At 64.2% G+C, this 15,918-nt stretch carries 15 protein-coding genes; 11 read left to right on the top strand and 4 right to left on the bottom strand.

The window, feature by feature from the left end:
- Positions 1-585 precede the first annotated feature (585 nt).
- Both F4827_RS04380 and F4827_RS04375 read left to right on the top strand, forming a co-directional pair.
- Complete coding sequence (locus tag F4827_RS04380; RefSeq protein ID WP_183722042.1) at positions 586-1,827, top strand: MFS transporter; 1,242 nt, start codon at positions 586-588, stop codon at positions 1,825-1,827.
- Between the two features lie 268 nt (positions 1,828-2,095).
- A complete protein-coding gene (locus F4827_RS04375; RefSeq protein WP_183722039.1) occupies positions 2,096-2,281 on the top strand; it encodes a hypothetical protein in 186 nt (61 codons plus the stop codon).
- Positions 2,282-2,361: 80 nt separating this feature from the next.
- Here the strand turns inward: F4827_RS04375 and F4827_RS04370 are convergent, their stop codons facing one another.
- Together F4827_RS04370 and mgrA are read right to left on the bottom strand one after the other, a co-directional pair.
- The gene (locus F4827_RS04370; RefSeq protein ID WP_183722036.1) at positions 2,362-3,318 is read right to left on the bottom strand and encodes a fatty acid desaturase; all 957 of its coding nucleotides are present in this window, start codon (positions 3,316-3,318) and stop codon (positions 2,362-2,364) included.
- Between the two features lie 217 nt (positions 3,319-3,535).
- Complete coding sequence (mgrA, locus tag F4827_RS04365; protein ID WP_183722033.1) at positions 3,536-4,579, bottom strand: L-glyceraldehyde 3-phosphate reductase; 1,044 nt, start codon at positions 4,577-4,579, stop codon at positions 3,536-3,538.
- A gap of 250 nt (positions 4,580-4,829) precedes the next feature.
- On the opposite strand from mgrA, the gene F4827_RS04360 reads away from it, so the two are divergent.
- The gene (locus F4827_RS04360; RefSeq protein WP_183722031.1) at positions 4,830-5,036 is read left to right on the top strand and encodes a DUF3185 family protein; all 207 of its coding nucleotides are present in this window, start codon (positions 4,830-4,832) and stop codon (positions 5,034-5,036) included.
- Between the two features lie 32 nt (positions 5,037-5,068).
- Here the strand turns inward: F4827_RS04360 and F4827_RS04355 are convergent, their stop codons facing one another.
- Positions 5,069-5,833, bottom strand: coding sequence for a phytanoyl-CoA dioxygenase family protein (locus tag F4827_RS04355; RefSeq protein WP_183722028.1), 765 nt, complete (start codon positions 5,831-5,833; stop codon positions 5,069-5,071).
- Positions 5,834-6,389: 556 nt separating this feature from the next.
- On the opposite strand from F4827_RS04355, the gene F4827_RS04350 reads away from it, so the two are divergent.
- Entirely contained in the window at positions 6,390-6,749 is a 360-nt protein-coding gene (locus F4827_RS04350; protein WP_183722025.1) for a hypothetical protein, read from the top strand.
- Positions 6,750-6,885: 136 nt separating this feature from the next.
- On the opposite strand, the gene metK is transcribed toward F4827_RS04350, so the two are convergent.
- Positions 6,886-8,073, bottom strand: coding sequence for a methionine adenosyltransferase (metK, locus tag F4827_RS04345; protein WP_183722021.1), 1,188 nt, complete (start codon positions 8,071-8,073; stop codon positions 6,886-6,888).
- A 291-nt stretch (positions 8,074-8,364) separates the two neighbouring features.
- Here metK and F4827_RS04340 point away from each other — a divergent pair, with 291 nt between their 5' ends.
- The 7 genes from F4827_RS04340 to dksA all read left to right on the top strand — a co-directional run bounded on the left by F4827_RS04340 (position 8,365) and on the right by dksA (position 15,755).
- Positions 8,365-9,249, top strand: coding sequence for a lipid A biosynthesis lauroyl acyltransferase (locus F4827_RS04340; RefSeq protein ID WP_183722018.1), 885 nt, complete (start codon positions 8,365-8,367; stop codon positions 9,247-9,249).
- A 145-nt stretch (positions 9,250-9,394) separates the two neighbouring features.
- Complete coding sequence (gene dapF, locus F4827_RS04335; RefSeq protein WP_183722016.1) at positions 9,395-10,261, top strand: diaminopimelate epimerase; 867 nt, start codon at positions 9,395-9,397, stop codon at positions 10,259-10,261.
- Between the two features lie 188 nt (positions 10,262-10,449).
- A complete protein-coding gene (locus F4827_RS04330) occupies positions 10,450-11,133 on the top strand; it encodes a DUF484 family protein (protein WP_183722014.1) in 684 nt (227 codons plus the stop codon).
- A gap of 38 nt (positions 11,134-11,171) precedes the next feature.
- Complete coding sequence (gene xerC / locus F4827_RS04325) at positions 11,172-12,116, top strand: tyrosine recombinase XerC (protein ID WP_183722012.1); 945 nt, start codon at positions 11,172-11,174, stop codon at positions 12,114-12,116.
- Between the two features lie 122 nt (positions 12,117-12,238).
- A complete protein-coding gene (locus F4827_RS04320) occupies positions 12,239-13,444 on the top strand; it encodes a class I SAM-dependent rRNA methyltransferase (RefSeq protein WP_183722009.1) in 1,206 nt (401 codons plus the stop codon).
- Between the two features lie 189 nt (positions 13,445-13,633).
- Entirely contained in the window at positions 13,634-14,737 is a 1,104-nt protein-coding gene (locus F4827_RS04315) for a GTP-binding protein (RefSeq protein WP_183722711.1), read from the top strand.
- 598 nt (positions 14,738-15,335) lie between these two features.
- Positions 15,336-15,755 carry an RNA polymerase-binding protein DksA gene (dksA, locus tag F4827_RS04310; RefSeq protein WP_027815854.1) on the top strand — a complete coding sequence of 140 codons (420 nt, stop codon included), beginning with the start codon at positions 15,336-15,338 and terminating at the stop codon, positions 15,753-15,755.
- Positions 15,756-15,918 lie beyond the last annotated feature (163 nt).

The following is a 15,918-nucleotide window of genomic DNA, read 5'->3' as shown; positions in this document are numbered from 1 at the left end:
ATCGGCTCCTTCGGGGTTGCCCCGATCACGCCGATACCCGCTTAAGCGCACACACGTGCTAAACCGGTTTATGCATTGTTGCCTTTTTGGCCGTAGCCGCAAAGCAAAAAAATAGGGGGGACGATCCTTGCGCAACAGTGCGCAGTGCGTTCGCCCAACGCATTCGTGCGCGCTCATCCCCGCCGCCACGCTCGCACGAAGCCCACGCGCGTGCAGCCATTACTCGACGCCGCGCCGGTTTGGCGCTGGTTTTGCAAAACGCTGACTGTACCAGATGGTGAACCGGCGACCTGAAGTTCGCCGCAAGGTTCAGCATGCTGACGAGTCGCGAAGAGAGCGCAGACCATAACGCACTACGACGACATTTCTGTGACCGCCGCCGGGCGCCGGATACGTCAGACAAGGACCGTTGTGCGCCTGACGGTGATTTTTTCCGTTGCGCACACAACCATGCATCAACGCTGCTTGCTCCCGCGCGCACCAAACGCCTGCCAGAACAGGCCCTGACATTGCATCTCGGGACGGCAAGGATCGCACAACTGGCGTATCGTTTCGCCTTTGCAATTTCCGTAAGGAGTACCTGTCGTGAGCGCATCACCGGGCGCGGGCAGCAAGGCCGCCCCTTCGGCCATTCCCTATATCGAGCGTGGTACGCGAGCGTTCTGGCGCGCGAGCCTCGCACTGCTGTTCGCGGGCTATGCCACGTTTTCGCTGCTGTATTGCGTACAGCCGCTGTTGCCCGCGTTCTCGCAGACCTTCGGCGTGAGTCCCGCGCAGAGCAGTCTTTCGCTGTCCTTCAGCACCGCGGCGCTGGCCTGCGCGATCTTCGTGGCGGGCTTCGTCTCCGAAGGCTGGAGCCGGCGCACGATGATGACGGCCTCGCTCACGGCGTCGTCGCTGCTCACGCTCGCGGTGGCGTTCGTGCCCCACTGGCACACGCTGCTGGTGCTGCGCACGCTCGAAGGCATCGCGCTTGGCGGCGTGCCAGCAGTGGCGATGGCCTGGCTTGCCGAAGAGATGCACCCCGACGGTCTCGGCCTTTCGATGGGCCTTTACGTAGGCGGCACCGCGATCGGCGGCATGGCCGGGCGCGTCATCACCGGCATCTGCACCGACGTATTCGGCTGGCGCGTGGCCGTGGCGGTGATCGGCGTGCTGGGACTCGCATCGATGTTCGCGTTCCGCGCGCTGTTACCGCCCTCGCGTCATTTCGTGCCCAGGAGCGGTCTGGGCTTCGCGCATCATCGCGCGGCGCTGCTGCGCCATCTCGCGCGGCCCGGCTTGCCGGTCCTGTTCTCGCTTGGCTTCGTGCTGATGGGCAGCTTCGTCACGCTCTACAACTACATCGGCTACCGGCTGATCGCGCCCCCCTACAGCATGAGCCAGGCGGCCATCGGCGCGATCTTTCTGGTCTATCTGACCGGCGTGGTCGCTTCGCCGTGGTCGGGCCGCATGGCCGATACCTTCGGGCGCGGCCGCGTGCTGCTCGCCAGCCTCGCGCTGATGCTGGTGGGCGTGGTGCTGACGATGTTCGCGCCGCTCGGCGCAATTGCGGCGGGCATCGCGTGCCTCACCATCGGCTTCTTCGCGGGACACTCGGTCGCGAGCGGCTGGGTCGGGCGTCTCGCCCGCGAGGCCAAAGGCCAGGCCGCAGCGCTCTATTTGCTCAGCTATTACCTGGGTTCGAGCATCATGGGCTCGATTGGCGGCCATTTCTGGGCCGTCTGGGGCTGGGGCGGCGTAGCCGGGCTGGTGACGGTGCTGCTCGTGCTGGGTCTGCTCGGCGCACGCATGCTGCGCTCGCGCGAGCAGGCCGGTGCGGCCTGATTCCCCACTGGCCGCCTGTCATCCGAAGAAAGCTTTTCGTAACCCTGGCGATGGGGCGCCAGCGCGTCATGAGGCGCTGGACAGTGCGCTGCGAAGCCCCGCGCAGCGGGGCCGCGCCCCAAGGCGTGGCTAGCACGGCAGCCCACTAAGGCGCCGACGTGTCTGAAAGACTCACCTATACTCGTTTCAGGGCCGAAGCCGCAGCGCCGCGCGTGGCGCCAATGCGGCAGAAGAACGCTCATCGGCCCCAAAATACAAGGAGACGAGCATGTCAGGTTATTTCACGATCGGCGATTTCGTGATGATCATCCCGATGGCCCTTGCTGGCGCACTCTTTCTTGGCGCGGTGCCCTGCGCCACCGAATTCCGGCATAACTCGCTTCGCATCGTGGGGGCCGTCATCGGCGCGCTCGCGGCCGTTGCACTCGTCGAAACGCTTCCGGCACTGATGTAACGCCCAGCGGTCTCGCGGTTTCGTCTCACCGCCAGCTTTGCCATCGCGCGCCCGAAAGGGCGTGTGAAGACCTGTTGCCCTCAACTCACGCCAACATGCGGCTGCAATCCCCTGAACTGCCGCAACACCGCCCGCCAGTACGCTGCGCGCTCAGATGCAGGCGCCGATTCGACCAGCTCGGGCAGTGCGACCCACGGCAACGTGGGATGCAGATGATGCTGCCGATGAAGATGATGATTCATCAGCAACAGTCCCAGGCCCGGCGGCACACGGAAGTCACGCGAGCGACCCGGCTCGTCCATCGCGACGCCGTAATGCGGCAGGTTATCCGCCACCGACAGCCACAAGCCGCGCAGATACATCGCCAGCACCAGCACCGGCCACGCCTTGCCGTAGAGCGCGAAGGCGCCCGCATACAACACCAGCGAACAGAGCCAGTCGCGCCGCGCGCGGCCGCGTTTCGCCGGGTCCTGAACGTGATTCGAGAAAAGGCGCTGCACCTGCTGCCCTTCGGCGCCCTGAGCGTCGATACTGCGCTCGATTACGGCGCGCGCCATCGGTACCGGAATAAACGCGAGCAGCGGCGCGAACACTTCCGCCACGTAAAGACCGCCCAGCAGACGCACATACCAGGAAAGACGACGCAGCCAGCGCGGACCGCGCGCATCGTCGACGTCGGGGCGGTCGAACGCCTCGCGCGTGAAACGATGATGCATCAGGTGTCCGAAACGAACCGCATCGAACGGCATCGCCATGCCGATCGCGAGCAGCCGCGCGCACGCTTCATTGGCGCGCCGCGAGCGCAGCAACTGGCCGTGGATGCCTTCGTGGATCAAACCCCAGTGGATCGGCGTGGCCAGCACCACGGGAGCTAGCGTCGCGAGCAGCGCAAACGACACGCTGCCCGTCGCGCGCAACAATAGAGGCAGGCCGACTAACTGATACCCGAGCGCCAGCACCGCCGCCGCCGTGAGCGCGAGATTGGCGCGCACATCGATATCGCGGCGCGCGGCAGCTTTCGCAGACGACCTCGACATCGCCCCATCGGACCCGGGACGAACAGCGCTCGTGGACTCCATCGGCAACCTCGCGGTAAAGATTGCCGCGAAAATAGCAGCGCTGCGTGACAGCGCGAAGGCGCGTATCTTGCCGCGCATTACGGATTGCGCAGCGAAGAAATAAAACCGCCTCGCGCGCAGCGAGGCGGTTTTCAGGCGATGCGCCGTGCGTGGCGCCGTAATTCGATCCGCGCGATCAGATCGCCTGATCGGTCGACGGCTTTTCCCACAGATTGATGCCGCCTTCGGTGGCGAAGCGATCGATCTCCGCGAGTTCTTCCGCCGAGAATTCGAGGTTCTTGAGCGCCGCCACGTTCTCGCGCACCTGTTCCGCGCGGCTCGCACCGATCAGCGCCGAGGTCACGCGGCCACCGCGCAGCGTCCAGGCGATCGCCATCTGCGCGAGGCTCTGGCCACGGCGTTGCGCGAGTTCGTTGAGCTTGCGCACATGCTCGATGTTTTCGGCGCTCAGATGTTCGCTCTTGAGCGAGCCGCCGCCCGGACGGTTCACGCGCGCATCTTCGGGCACGCCGTTCAGATACTTGTTGGTCAGCAGACCCTGCGCGAGCGGCGTGAACGCGATGCTGCCCGTGCCGAGGTCTTCCAGCGTGTCGAGCAGTTCATGCTCGATCCAGCGGTTGAGCAGGTTGTACGAGGGCTGATGGATCAGCAGCGGCACCTTGTATTCGGCCAGCAGCCTGGCCATTTCGCGCGTCTTTTGCGCCGAATACGACGAAATGCCCACATACAGCGCCTTGCCCTGCTGCACGGCGGTGGCCAGCGCACCGGCGGTTTCTTCCAGCGGCGTTTCGGTATCGAAGCGGTGCGAATAGAAGATATCGACGTAATCGAGACCCATGCGCTGCAGGCTCTGGTCGAGGCTCGCGAGCACGTACTTGCGCGAGCCGCCGCCCTGACCGTACGGGCCCGGCCACATGTCCCAGCCTGCCTTCGACGAGATCAGCAGCTCGTCGCGGTACGGGCGGAAATCGTCCTTGAAAATACGGCCGAAGTTGGTTTCGGCGCTGCCGTACGGCGGCCCGTAATTGTTGGCGAGGTCGAAGTGGGTGATGCCCAGATCGAAAGCCGTGCGCAGGATTTCGCGCTGCGTCGAAATCGGCGTGGTGTCGCCAAAGTTGTGCCACAGGCCGAGCGATAGCGCCGGCAGCTTGAGTCCCGACTTTCCGCAAAAGCGGTATTGCATTTCCGAATAGCGTTCAGCAGCTGCTTCGTAGGCCATCTTTGAATCCTCGAACGGGAACTGGGTTTCAGAAAATCCGGCGGCGGCGCGCGGATTCTGCGCATATCGCGCAAAAAGCGCAGCAATAGCGCCGTAGAGGCGGCAAATGCCGCGATGTGGCGCGCCGCGCGGTTTGCCATGCTAGCCGATCCGCGCGCGGCGTGCAGATGCCCATCATGTGGGATGGGGTAATGGACGCTGCCGCCGTGCTCGCCTACACTGCGGCGTCGGTCTTCTGCTTGAGGTCTTTATGGTCAAAGCGTTTTCGTTCGCGCTGATCGCCTGCGGCGTCGCGCTGCTCTACTTCGGCGGTCAGTCGTTTCACTCGTTCTCGAACGACGTCTCGCGCATCGTCACCGGCGCGCCCACCGACCGCACCATGATCCTGATCGTGACAGGCGCCGCCGCAACCGTGGCCGGACTCACCGGCCTGGTGGTCTCGGGACGCCGGCGCTAGGCCGACGTCCTTTGCGCGAACCACACTGCGCTTCAGACCAGCTTCACTTCCGGCAGCGAAGCCGAGCGCGTGCCCGGCAGCGGCACGTTGCTCGCGCCATGGTAGGTATAGACCAGCGAAAACTTCACGTCGTCGCTCTGGTTCTGTCCCGCCGAATGCAAGGTATTGCAGTGGAAGAACACCACATCGCCCTTTTGCAGCGTGGGTGACGTGGCCTTGTCGATCCACGCCTGGTTTTCCGGCACGTCGGAGCGGAAGAATTTGGCGTTGTCGAAACTGGCCGACGTGAACGGCGCGTTATGCGAGCCCGGCACGAACCACAGGCCGCCGTTCTCGACGGTCTCCGGCCCCAGCGCCAGCCACACCGACACCAGATCGTCACGCTCGAACGACCAGTAACGCACGTCGCGGTGCCAGCCCGTGAGGCTGCCGTAGGTGGGGTGCTTGGTCATCATGCAGTTGTGATGCACGCGCGAGAGCACCGGCTCCTCGCCAAAATACAGCTCCATCCAGCCCGCGACCTCGGGCGACGTCGCCCATTGGCGATACGACGGATGACGCGAGTAGGCGTCGAGCAGACGCCGCACCGTATGGCCGCCGGGCGCATCCTTCGAGTCGGGCGCGCCGGGATAACGCAGATCGGCTTCGAATTCGAGCGGCGCCGCAGCCGCTTCCAACTGTTCCTGCGCAACGCGGCGGATCTCGTCGCACCGTTCGGGCGAGACGAGCCCCGGCACCACCACGAAACCGCGCTCGCGCAGCGCCTGCACCTGTTCCTTCTTTGACTGGACTGACATGGGACTTCCGTTAATCGAGGCCTGCGTGGGCCGCGGTCATCCGGACCGCGGCAGCGGCGCCGCGCCTGTTTGCTGCCGATTGGCCGCTGATTAGCTGCTGCCAGGCTTTTCTTGCGCGCCGTCGATCCGATTGTAAGAGCGCGCGCACGCGGCTGGAAGCGGCGGCCGCACGCATCGATGCTCACATCGACGCACATCGATGAAGCGGCCCTGCACCGGCGTGGCGACAAAGGGCGCGAACGCATGCGTCAGGCGTGCCCAAAATCGGACAGGGCCGGGTATTAACCGACTTCCGGGCGTCATGATTCGCGTGTAGTCTGCCCGCATGTTGTTTTTCGACCAAGAATATCTATCGCGCGGATTGAACGCCGCTCAGCCCTTGTCCAGCAAGGCTGCGGCATTGAGAGGTTCATCCCGGCGCGCCCTCCCAAGCCTTGCGCATGCCATCCGGCGTGCCTCCCCTGCTCCTTTGCGTTGTCTTTTATCGTGTTCACGCTGAGAACAGGCACGCTTGCTGCATCGAGCCAAAGCGCTCGAACCTGACACTGCTCACACCATGCCTACCCTTTCCGACACCCGTCGCATGACCCTTGCTGCTCCGAAGGCTGCCCGACCCGCCCGCCGCCATGTCGTGCGCGCCCTGCGCCACCATGCCGCGCGCACGCGCGCGCTCGCCCAGCAGGTGCGCGCCGCCCATCCGGTGGACAGCATGCGCTCGTGGTTCCACACGTTCTTCTCGGTGCTGCGCCTGCGCGCGGGCGCGCGTCACTTCTCGCTGCGCACGCTGCTGTATCGTCCGAACGCGACGCTGCGCACGCTCGCCGCGCCGTCGACCGTCCATACGGCACGCAACGCGCGTCGTCCGCGCCGCAACACCTCAAGCACCGCCGGCTGGTTCGGCTTCGCGATGCGCTGAGCGCGCCAGCGCGGGGCTTCTCGCGGTGCTTCTGCCTGAAGCCTCCGAAAAACACCGCGGCTTCTATGCAAAAAACCCCGCCCGGGCTTGCGCCCGGTGCGGGGTTTTCCTTGTGCGGCTTGCGCTCTGACGCAGCTTAGGCGAGCGCGCCAACCGGCTCCGTGCCGGCCGCTTCGGCCAGTGCGATGGCCTTGTCGGTGGCTTCCCACGTGAATTCCGGCTCTTCGCGGCCGAAGTGGCCGTAGGCAGCGGTCTTCTCGTAGATCGGGCGCAGCAGGTCGAGCATCTGGATGATGCCCTTCGGACGCAGATCGAAATGCTCGCGCACCAGCTTCGTGATGGTGGCGTCCGAGACCTTGCCCGTGCCGAACGTGTTGACCATCACCGAAGTCGGCTCGGCCACGCCGATCGCGTACGAGACCTGGATCAGGCAGCGCGATGCCAGACCGGCGGCGACGATGTTCTTCGCCACGTAACGGCCGGCATAAGCCGCCGAACGGTCCACCTTCGACGGATCCTTGCCCGAGAACGCGCCGCCGCCGTGCGGGGCTGCGCCGCCGTACGTATCGACGATGATCTTGCGGCCCGTGAGACCGCAATCGCCTTGCGGACCGCCGATCACGAAGCGACCGGTGGGGTTCACGAGGAACTTGATGTCGCCCTTGATGAGGTCGGCCGGCAGAACCGGCTTGATGACTTCTTCGATGACGGCTTCGCGCAGCGTGGCCAGATCGATGTCCGGCGAGTGCTGCGTGGAGAGCACGACGGTGTCGATGGCGTGCGGCTTGCCGTCGACGTAGCGCACGGTGACCTGCGACTTCGCGTCCGGACGCAGCCAGGGCAGACGGCCGTCGCGGCGCAGGTTCGACTGGCGCTCGACCAGACGGTGCGAAAGGTGGATCGGCAGCGGCATCAGTTCGGGCGTTTCTTCGCACGCATAGCCGAACATCAGGCCCTGGTCGCCGGCACCTTGATCGAGGTTGTTGTCGTGCGCACGGTCGACGCCTTGAGCGATGTCCGGCGACTGCTTGTCGTAAGCGACGAGCACCGCGCAGCCGCGGTAGTCGATGCCGTAGTCGGTGTTGTCGTAGCCGATGCGCTTGATCGTGTCGCGCGCGACCTGAATGTAGTCGACGTTGGCCGTCGTGGTGATTTCACCGGCCAGCACGACGAGACCCGTGTTGCACAGCGTCTCCGCTGCGACGCGCGAGTACTTGTCCTGGGTGAGGATGGCGTCGAGGATCGCGTCCGAGATCTGGTCCGCGACTTTGTCCGGGTGACCTTCCGAGACGGATTCGGAAGTGAAGAAATAGTCGTTTGCCACGTGTAAGGCTCCTTGTAGCTGGTAACGGTTGAATTTCACGTAGCCAGCTTCGGGAGCTTTGAAGCGGCGACGCTTTAGCGGATTACCTGGTCCGGAAGGCCACCTACCGCACACTTAGCTCCGTGGCGCGATACATGGCAAACCGGCTTCGCCCCGCAAGTTGTCAGTTAACTCGGCGAAGCCCTTATTATAGCGACTTCCCTAATTTGTCGCAGAGTTACGCTGAGTGTTGTCAATCGTTTTCTCCACCGCTGCTTTGTCCACGTTCCGGCACGTCACGGGAGTTGCCGCATGCTAGGCAAACTCGGCTCACGTTTCGCCATTGGTCTGCTGAAACTTTTTGCGATCCTACCCTATGGTTTCGTCGCGCGTCTGGGCGACGGGCTGGGCTGGCTGCTGTACCAGATCCCCAGCCGCCGCAAGCGCGTGGTCCATACCAACCTGCGCCTGTGCTTCCCCGAATGGAGCGAGGAAAAGCGCGAGGAAGTCGCGGGCCTGCACTTTCGCCAGGCGATCCGCAGCTATATGGAGCGCAGCGTGCAGTGGTTCGGCTCGGCGAAGAAACTCGAAAAGCTCGTCCAACTCGACAGCGAAATCGATCTAACCGATCCCAACCTGCCGCCCACGCTGTTCCTCGGCCTGCACTTCGTTGGCATCGAAGCCGGTTCGATGTTTCTTAACTATTCGCTGCACCGCCCCTGCGGCTCGCTGTATCAGCCGTTCTCGAATCCCGAATTCGAAGCCGCCGCGAAAGCCGGCCGCAGTCGCTTCGGCGCCGAAATGGTGAGCCGCGCGGACAGCGCGCGCGCGGTGCTGCGCTGGCTGCGCGACAAAAAGCCCGTGATGCTCGGCGCCGATATGGACTACGGCATGCGCAACTCCACCTTCGTGCCCTTCTTCGGCGTGCCCGCCTGTACGCTCACCGCCGTCGGGCGGCTGGCGAAAGTGGGACATGCGCAGGTCGTGCCGTTCATCGGCGAGGTGCTGCCCAATTACAAGGGTTATCGGCTCAAAGTATTCAAACCTTGGGAAAATTATCCGACCGGCGACGACGAGCAGGACGCGCGCCGCATGAACGAGTTTCTGGAAGAGCAGATTCCGCGCATTCCCGAGCAATATTATTGGGTCCACAAGCGCTTCAAGACGCGGCCGGAAGGTCAGCCGGGTCTGTATTGAGGCGGTTCGTGAATCAAATCAAAAGCCGCCTGCGGGCGGCTTTTTGCTGGGCGCGCGATCTGGCGGCGGACGACTGCCGCCTGGGCACCGTGTATCATTCGCTATTCGCCACGAATCCTCACGCAGCAAGGAACAGAAGCCCATCGTGAAGTTGAAGTTCACCAAGATGCATGGCGCGGGCAACGACTTTGTCGTGCTCGACGGCTATACCCAGTCGCTTACGCTCACGCCCGAACGCGTGCGCGCGCTCGCCGACCGCCATTTCGGCGTCGGCGCGGATCAACTGCTGCTGGTCGAAAAGCCGAGCGTCGATGGCGTGGATTTCCGCTATCGCATCTTCAATTGCGACGGCGGTGAGGTCGAGCACTGCGGCAATGGCGCGCGCTGCTTCGTCAAATTCGTGCGCGACCAGAATCTCACCAGTGCGCGCAGCGTGCGCGTGCAGGTCCAGAAAGGCGTGATCACGCTCGTCATGCAGGACAACGGCGAAGTCGTGGTCGACATGGGCAGCCCGGTGTTCGAGCCGGCGCTGGTGCCGTTCGATGCGAACGGTCTCGACGGCCGCCGCGAGGGCAACGACACGCTCTGGCCGCTAGATATCAACGGGCAGACCCGCTGGATTTCGGCGGTCTCGATGGGCAATCCGCATGCGGTGCAGATCGTCGACGATACCGAAGCCTTTGCCGTGCTCGAAGACGGCCCTGTGATCGAAAAGCACGCGCGCTTTCCGAACAAGGTGAATGCGGGCTTCATGCAGATCGTTTCGCGCAACGAGGTGAAACTGCGCGTGTTCGAACGCGGCGCGGGCGAGACGCTCGCGTGCGGCACGGGCGCATGCGCGGCGGTGGCGGCGGGGATTCGCCGCGGCCTGCTCGATTCGCCAGTGAAGGTGCATACGCACGGCGGCCAGCTCACGATCGCCTGGGACGGCGCGCGCGACGAAAGCGCCGCGCTGACGATGGCGGGCCCGGCCACCACGGTGTTCGAAGGCGAAATCGAAATCGCCGATTAAGCAATCAAGCCGATCACGCAGATCAAGCAGCAAACGCAAGACAGCACTAAAACGCAGGACCGCAAGACTCGTCGCGCTGCGAAAGCCTTCGCGGCGCGACCACGATACATCGCCCCATCCGGCGCGCCCCCGCGCTGCCGCTTCCTGACCGAACGCGCCTTTTACGTTGCTTTTTACGTGCTAACGACATGACCGATCGCGAAGTCGCCGATTATCTGCTTGCCAACCCCAACTTCTTCGTCGAGCACGCCGAGCTGCTGGTTTCGCTCAAACTGGGCAATCCGCACGGCAAGGCCGCCGTGTCGCTCCAGGAGCGCCAGATGGAGATGCTGCGCGAGAAGAACAAACACCTGGAACTGCGTCTGTCCGAGTTGCTGCGCTACGGCCACGAGAACGACAGCATCGCCGCGAAAATGGTCCACTGGACCTCGCTGGTGCTCGCCGAGCGCGATCCGCACGCGCTGCCGCGCATGATCGCGGAGCGTCTGCGCGAGGAATTCGACGTGCCGCAATCGGCGCTGCGCCTGTGGGATGTCGCCGAAGCCTATTCGCAGGCCAGTTTCGCGAAGCACACGGGCGAGGAAGTGCGCCTGTTCGCGGGCAGCCTGCAAACGCCGTACTGCGGCGCGAATAGCGGCTTCGAAGCCGCGCGATGGCTCGATGCGGAGCAAGGCGAGCCGCAGTCGGTGGCGATCATTACGCTGCGCAAGCGCGTCAGCGAAGAAGAACGCGATCCGAGCGGCGAACCGTTCGGCCTGCTGGTGATGGGCTCGCCCGATCCGCGCCGCTTTCACGACGGCATGGGCACCGATTTCCTGCGTCAGATCGGCACGCTGGCAAGCGGCGCGCTCGCGCGTCTGCTGCCGCACTGAATTGCCGCATTGATCCTGACCGAAGCGAAGCCGTCACCGTGAACCCGACCGATCCGATTGCCGACTATCTCGACGCGCTCGAACACGTGCGCCGGCTCTCGGCGCACACGCTGCGCGGCTACGCGCACGAGCTGGACGAGCTGAAAAAGCTCGCCAACGGCCGGCCGCTGGAAAAGGTCACGCCTGCCGAGGTGCGCGGCGCGGTGGCGCGCGCGCACGCCGGGGGACTTTCGGCGCGCTCGATCGCGCACCGGCTGTCGGCGTGGCGGGCCTTCTATCGCTGGCTCGCGGGCCAAATCGAACTCGACGCGAATCCCGTCGCCGCCGTGCGCGCGCCCAAGCGCGCGAAGACGCTGCCCAAGGCGCTCTCCGTCGATGACGCCACGCGTCTCATGGAAGCGCCCGCCGCCGCGAGCGAAGCCGCCGCGGGCAGCCTGGAAGCGTTGCGCGATCAGGCGATGCTCGAACTGTTCTATTCGTCGGGGCTGCGCCTGGCGGAACTCGTGGGTCTCGACGTGCGTTACGTGCGGCGCGACGGCTATGAATCGGCGGGCTGGCTCAAGCGCGACGCCGCCGAAGTCGAAGTGCACGGCAAGGGCGACCGGCATCGCCTCGTGCCGGTTGGGCGCAAGGCGCTGGATGCGCTCGACGCCTGGCTCGCGGTGCGCGAGGCCTGGATCAAACACGACGACGCCCCGCTCTTTCTCTCGGTGCGCGGCAACCGCATGGCGCCGGGCGTGGTGCGCGAGCGCGTGAAGCGCGCCGCGCTGGTCGCCGGGATTCCGGCGAACGTCCATCCGCACGTATTGCGGCACTCGTTCGCCACGCATCTGCTGCAATCGAGCGGCGATCTGCGCGCGGTCCAGGAACTGCTCGGGCACGCCAGCATTTCGGCGACGCAGGTGTATACGTCGCTCGATTTCCAGCATCTCGCGAAGGTGTACGACAACGCGCATCCGCGCGCGAAGAAGCGCGAAGAGTAAGCACAGGTAAGGCGCAGGCGCGCGCGCCAGGCCGCTTCGTTGCGCATCCACCATTTTTTTGCGCGTCCGCCGCTCTCACGAAGACAGTCGGACGCCGCCGCATCATTGGCATCACATCCATCATGAATATCGTCACTCTCAAGCCGTCGAAAGAAAAATCCCTGCTGCGCCGCCATCCGTGGGTCTACGCGAACGCGATCGATCGCGTAGACGGCAAGCCCGCGCCCGGCGCCACGGTGATCGTGCGCGCCGCCGACGGCCGCTTCCTCGCGCGCGCCGCCTACAGCCCGCATTCGCAGATCCGCGCGCGCGTCTGGAGCTTCGACGAAAACGAGCCGATCGACCACGCGTTCTTCAAGCGCCGCGTGCAGCGCGCGCTCGCGCATCGCCAGGCGATGGTGCACAACACCGGCGCGGTGCGCCTGATCTTCGGCGAGGCGGACGGCCTGCCGGGCCTGATCGTCGACTGGTATACCGAGGATGTCGCGCAGAACGCGCGCGGCCAGCTAGTCTGCCAGTTCATGGCGGCGGGCGTGGAAGCGTGGAAGGAAGCGATCGTCAACGCGCTCACCCAGGTGACGGGTTGCCCGAACGTCTACGAGCGCTCGGACGTGTCGATCCGCCAGAAGGAAGGGCTGGAGCAGATCACCGGCGTGCTGGCCGGCGACGAGCCGCCTGAAACCCTGATCGCGAGCGAAAACGGCGTGCGTTATCACGTCGACGTGCGCAACGGCCACAAGACCGGCTTCTACGTCGATCAACGCGATAACCGCGCGCTGGTGCAGACCTATGCCGACGGCCGCGACGTGCTCAACTGCTTCTGCTACACGGGTGGCTTCTCGCTCGCGGCGATGAAGGGCGGCGCGAAACGCGTGGTGTCGATCGACTCGTCGGGCGAAGCGCTGAACACGGCGCAGAAGAACGTGCAGGCCAACGGCTTCGACGCCGAACGCGCAACGTGGCTCGACGCCGACGCCTTCAAGACGCTGCGCCGCCTGCACGAAGAAGGCGAGCGTTTCGATCTGGTGGTGCTCGATCCGCCCAAGTTCGCGGCCTCGAAGGAGCATGTGGACCGCGCCTCGCGCGCCTACAAGGACATCAATCTGACCGGCTTCAAGCTGCTGCGTCCGGGCGGCCTGCTGTTCACGTACTCGTGCTCGGGCGCGATCGATCCCGAACTGTTCCAGAAGATCGTCGCGGGCGCGGCTGCCGATGCGAAGGTCGACGCGCGCATTCTCAAGCGCCTGGGCGCGGGCGTCGATCACCCGCTGCTCACGGCTTTCCCGGAAGGCGAATACCTCAAGGGCCTGCTGTTGCAAATCGCCTGAAACGGCCTCACTTGCGGGTGATTGGCGTTCGATGGACGCGCGCGATTCGACCCCGGATCACGCCGCGCCCTGCGGGCGCGCCGCAGATATGATTCAATAGAGAGTTATGTTGTAACACTGGCGACAGGACGCGCGGGCCGCGCGCCGCGCCCACCCCGACACTCAGCGAGCAAAAGCATGGCAAACAGCATGATTCCCGTCACGATCCTGACCGGCTTCCTCGGCAGCGGCAAGACCACGCTGCTCAAGCGCATCCTCAACGAGAACCACGGCATGAAGATCGCCGTGATCGAGAACGAGTTCGGCGAAGAGAACATCGACAACGAAATTCTCGTGCAGGACAGCAACGAGCAGATCATCCAGATGAGCAATGGCTGCATCTGCTGCACGATCCGCGGCGACCTCGCGCGCGTGCTCGGCGATCTGGCGCAGCAAAAGCGCGACGGCAAGCTGGACTTCGAGCGCGTCGTGATCGAGACCACCGGTCTGGCCAATCCTGGCCCGGTCGCGCAGACTTTCTTCATGGACAACGAGATCGCCGACACCTTCCTGCTCGACGCGATCATCACGCTGGTGGACGCCAAGCACGGCAACCATCAACTGAACGAACACGAAGTGGTGCAGCGCCAGGTGGGTTTCGCCGACCGCATCTTCATCACCAAGGCCGATCTGGTCGATGCGAAGGAAGTGGCCGATCTGCGTCACCGCGTGCTGCACATGAACCCGAAGGCGCAGGTGCGCGAAGTGAACTTCGGCGAAACGGACATCAAGGAAGTGTTCGATCTGCGCGGCTTCAACCTGAACGCCAAGCTCGAAATCGATCCGGATTTCCTCGCCGAAGACGATCACGAGCACGCGCATGACCACGCGCACGCGCACGACGAGCATGGCCACGCCCACGGCGATCACGATCACGCGGATTGCGACCACGATCATGGCAAGTGCTCGCACGAAGGCCACGATCACGGCCACCACCATCACCATGCGCACCACGACGACAAGATCAAGTCGTTCGTGTACCGCAGCGACCGTCCGTTCGACCCGAATCGCCTGGAGGATTTCCTCGGCGGCATCCTGCAGATCTACGGCGAGCACCTGCTGCGCTACAAGGGCGTGCTCTATATGAAGGGCGTGGATCGCAAGGTGGTGTTCCAGGGCGTGCACCAGATGATGGGCAGCGACCTGGCCGCCAAGTGGCTGCCGATCGAAAAGAAGAACAGCAAGATGGTGTTCATCGGCATCGATCTGCCGAAGGATCTGATCACCGACGGTCTGGACGCGTGCCTCGTCTGATGCGCTGAAACCGCGTTCAAAACGGTTTTTACCCAGCATCGCCCGGCTTTAAGCCGGGCGTTGTCGTTTTTAGCGGTCTTGCAGGCTGGGCAATTGCGTTTTTCCGTGCGCTGTGCATCAAATAACGTACCCGACCATCGCTTTTTCACGATTGGCGCGTTATATTTTCTGGATATCGACCGTAAGGCGAAGCCGTGAATGCAGGGATTTCCCGCTTGCGGCGTGAGTTTGCGGTTCGGTTACAATACGGCCCCACTGGAAGAGAGGCATTCTCTCTACCACCGGTTTCCGGCAATCTCCGGCAGCATCCGGTGAGAATCGCCTTCCCGGCAGCGCATCGCGTCGCAGCGCGCAGCCGGTACGAAATATGCCTCAGAAGCTTCTGAACCACGGTTTCCAGAGGAGTTCGGCCCCGCAGCGGCGCTCAGGCGTCACGACAAATCACCGTCCGTGCCCGTCGGTGCGCACCCTGGCGTGAAAAAACGCGCGTTAAAGCGCGGTTTTGCGTAGTAATCAGGTGGTGAAGACCACTGCGGGCAACACAAAAGTGCAGGCAAACTGTGCCAGTTTTGCCTCACTCATTGAAGAAGCAAGCCAGATGACGACGAAACGACTCTTGACCGAAGCCGAAATCCTGAAGATGAGCGACAAGGATTACATGAACGAGGATCAGCTCGCCTTCTTCAAGAACCGGCTCGAACAGCTGCAGGCGGAAATTCTCCGCAATGCGGGCCAGACCACCGAGAATCTGCGCGAAACCGTGATCGTTCCCGATCCGGCCGACCGTGCGACGATCGAAGAAGAGCACGCGCTCGAACTGCGCACGCGTGACCGCGAGCGCAAGCTGCTCAAGAAGGTGCAGCAATCGATCGCGCGCATCGAATCGGGCGACTACGGCTGGTGCGAAGAAACCGGTGAGCCGATCGGCATCCCGCGTCTGCTCGCGCGCCCGACCGCCACGCTCTCGCTCGAAGCGCAGGAGCGCCGCGAACTGCGTCAGAAGCTGTTCGGCGACTGACCGGCTGACGGCTACCGGCGCTCCCGCGCCTCGCGTGGGCGCGCGCCGGATCGACTGCCTTCCTCGAAGAAGCGCACGGCGTCCCGTGCGCTTTTTTTATTTGCGCGCCGCCGGCGTGGGCAAGCGGCGCGCCTGCCCACGCACGCGCTCCCTTTATCTCGCT

The organism is Paraburkholderia bannensis, from assembly GCF_014200455.1.
Taxonomy (GTDB): Bacteria; Pseudomonadota; Gammaproteobacteria; order Burkholderiales; family Burkholderiaceae; genus Paraburkholderia; species Paraburkholderia bannensis_A.
Note: the sequence above shows the minus strand (reverse complement) of the source record. Positions and strands in the feature narration are given on the sequence as shown.

Coding starts and splice junctions, on each gene's coding strand:
- F4827_RS04320 (WP_183722009.1), top strand. CDS start 12,239: ATGAATATCGTCACTCTCAAGCCGTCGAAAGAAAAATCCCTGCTGCGC.
- F4827_RS04315 (WP_183722711.1), top strand. CDS start 13,634: ATGATTCCCGTCACGATCCTGACCGGCTTCCTCGGCAGCGGCAAGACC.
- F4827_RS04355 (WP_183722028.1), bottom strand. CDS start 5,833: ATGTCAGTCCAGTCAAAGAAGGAACAGGTGCAGGCGCTGCGCGAGCGC.
- F4827_RS04340 (WP_183722018.1), top strand. CDS start 8,365: ATGCTAGGCAAACTCGGCTCACGTTTCGCCATTGGTCTGCTGAAACTT.
- F4827_RS04375 (WP_183722039.1), top strand. CDS start 2,096: ATGTCAGGTTATTTCACGATCGGCGATTTCGTGATGATCATCCCGATG.
- F4827_RS04330 (WP_183722014.1), top strand. CDS start 10,450: ATGACCGATCGCGAAGTCGCCGATTATCTGCTTGCCAACCCCAACTTC.
- mgrA (WP_183722033.1), bottom strand. CDS start 4,579: ATGGCCTACGAAGCAGCTGCTGAACGCTATTCGGAAATGCAATACCGC.
- F4827_RS04350 (WP_183722025.1), top strand. CDS start 6,390: ATGCCTACCCTTTCCGACACCCGTCGCATGACCCTTGCTGCTCCGAAG.
- F4827_RS04360 (WP_183722031.1), top strand. CDS start 4,830: ATGGTCAAAGCGTTTTCGTTCGCGCTGATCGCCTGCGGCGTCGCGCTG.
- F4827_RS04370 (WP_183722036.1), bottom strand. CDS start 3,318: ATGTCGAGGTCGTCTGCGAAAGCTGCCGCGCGCCGCGATATCGATGTG.
- dksA (WP_027815854.1), top strand. CDS start 15,336: ATGACGACGAAACGACTCTTGACCGAAGCCGAAATCCTGAAGATGAGC.